Annotated in this window: 1 protein-coding gene; it reads right to left on the reverse strand. The window is 66.7% G+C overall.

Annotated elements, in window-relative coordinates:
- Positions 1–1,048: 1,048 nt before the first annotated feature.
- Positions 1,049–2,517, reverse strand: a 1,469-nt coding sequence (locus tag FJ309_17410; GenBank protein MBM3956351.1) for a translational GTPase TypA, incomplete at its 5' end; no start/stop codon positions are given.

The raw sequence follows: 2,517 nt of genomic DNA on the forward strand, positions 1-2,517 counted from the left end.
AAACGCGATCGATCGAATCACATTGTTGGTGCCGGTTACGCCCGGGAACGCGGATGGCTGAAGCCAGCCACTGCTTCCGAAAGAGGAAAGGGCCTGCATCGTGATTGTTACCGCGAAGCTGTGCGAGGGTGCGAATGCTGCGGCGGTCCCCAGGCATCCCACCGCGATCAAGCGGATCACACTGCGGAGGACGTTCTTGCGACGGACGGAACTTTTCATGACCGACGACCCTCGTTGCATGGAAAGTGTTTGAGAACCTTTGCAGATGTCTTGCAGAGCCACCACTGCGCGTGTTGTACGCCTTGATTGCCGCGCGCCAACGCCGAAAAACCAAAATGTGACGAATCGGGCACTGGCAGGGACGAATCGGGCGCGCCTGGGACGAAACGGGCAAATTCAGGGACGAATCGGCGGACGAAAAAAGGTCGAGAGACGCCCGAACGACCGTCCGAGGCTCGTCAGGTCGCGGCCTTCTGTCGCGACTGCTCGCGCCGCTCGTGCTCCGAGAGCAGGATCTTGCAGAGGCGGATCACTGCGGGCATGACCTCCACGAGTTCGTCGTCCTCGATGGATTCCAGCGCCTCCTCCAGCGACATCCGCCGCGGCACCACGGCTCGACGTGGTGCTCGTCGAGGTCGGCTTCCCGAACGTCGAGTTCGGGAAGCCTGGCGTTCCATACGAGTTCCGACGCCCCCTTGGCGTGATTGGCTGCGCCGCTCGGGGCTGCCTGCGGAGCGCGGGCTTTCCAACCCGCGTTCAACCAGGAGCAGGTTGAAAACCTGCTCTACTCCCGGCGGACCGACCGTTCTTGAGGAGCACGGGTTTTCCAACCCGCGTTCAACCAGGAGCAGGTTGAAAACCTGCTCTACTCCCGGCGGACCGACCGTTCTTGAGGAGCACGGGTTTTCCAACCCGTGCCCTGCCCCTTGTTCCGACCCCACGAAACAAGTCAGGCCAAGCTCTCGCGGGGCCTGACTTGAAAAACGTGATCCCGGGTGTGGGCCCGGGCCGAATACGCTCTTCGCCTGCTCTCCCGCAGGCTCACGGGTCAGGTCGCGGCCTTCTGCCGCGACAGCTTGCGCCGCTCGTGCTCCGAGAGCAGGATCTTGCGGAGGCGGATCACCGCGGGCGTGACCTCCACGAGCTCGTCGTCCTCGATGTATTCCAGCGCCTCCTCCAGCGACATCTGCCGCGGCGGCTTCAGGAGGATGTTGCGGTCGCTGCCGCTGGCCCGCATGTTCGTGAGCTTCTTTTCCTTGGTGGGGTTCACCGTCATGTCCTCGGCGCGGGCGTTCTCGCCGCAGATCATCCCCTCGTAGACCTCGTCGCCCGGCTCGATGAACAGATCGGCCCGCTCCTGCAGGCCGTCGAGCCCGAAGGCCACGGCCTTGCCCGGCACCATCGACACCAGCACGCCGTTGGCCCGGCCCGGCACCTCGGCCTCCAGCTCCCCCCACTTCTCGAAGCGGTGGTGCATGATCGCCGTCCCCTGCGTGGCGTTGAGCACGCGGGTGCGGAGGCCGATCAGGCCGCGGGCCGGAATCGAGAACGTGGTGTGGGCGAACTCCCCCCGCGACCCCATGTGCTTGAGCTGGCCGCGGCGGGAGCCGGTGAGCTCCATCACGGGGCCGAGCTTGTCGTGCGGCACCTCCACCACGAGCGTCTCGAAGGGCTCGTAGGTCGTGTCTCCCTCCTTCCGCAGGATCACCTTCGGCTTGCCCACGGAGATCTCGAAGCCCTCGCGGCGCATCGTCTCGATCAGCACCGAGAGATGGAGCAGGCCGCGGCCCGAGACGGCGAACTGCTCGGTGCCCTCGATTGGCTCCACGCGGAGGGCCACGTTCTTCTCGAGCTCCCTCGCGAGCCGGTCGCGGAGGTGCCGCGTGGTGAGGAACTTCCCCGACTTGCCCACCAGCGGGGAGGTGTTGATGCCGAACACCATCGAGAGCGTCGGCTCGTCGACGGTGAGCCGGGGGAGCGGCCGCGGGTCGAGCGGATCGCAGATCGTGTCGCCGATCTCCACGTTCTCGATGCCGCTCACCGCGGCGATGTCGCCGGCCGTGGCCTGCTCGACGTCGATCCGGCCGAGCTTGTCGAACGACTGCACGCCCACGAGCTTCGCCGGCACGAGCGTCCCGGCGGCCGTGGAGCGGACGACTCCCGCGCCCTTGGTGAGCGTGCCCGACTCCACGCGGCCGATCGCGATCCGGCCCACGTAGTCGGACCAGTCGAGCGTGGTCACGAGCATCCGCAGCGGGGCGGTGGGATCGACCACCGGCCCCGGGATCTTCTCGAGCACGAGGTCGAGGAGCGGATCCATCGTGCCCTCGCGGACGGCCGGGTCGTGCGAGGCGTAGCCGCCGCGGCTCGAGGCGTAGACGTAGGGGAAGTCGGCCAGGTCGTCGTCGGCGCCCAGCTCGAGGAACAGGCCGAGGATCTCGTCGAGCACCTCCAGCGGCCGGGCATCGGGACGATCGATCTTGTTGACCACCACCACCGGCCGCAGCCGGCACTCGA

This window comes from Planctomycetota bacterium (assembly GCA_016872555.1).
Lineage (GTDB): Bacteria > Planctomycetota > Planctomycetia > Pirellulales > UBA1268 > F1-20-MAGs016.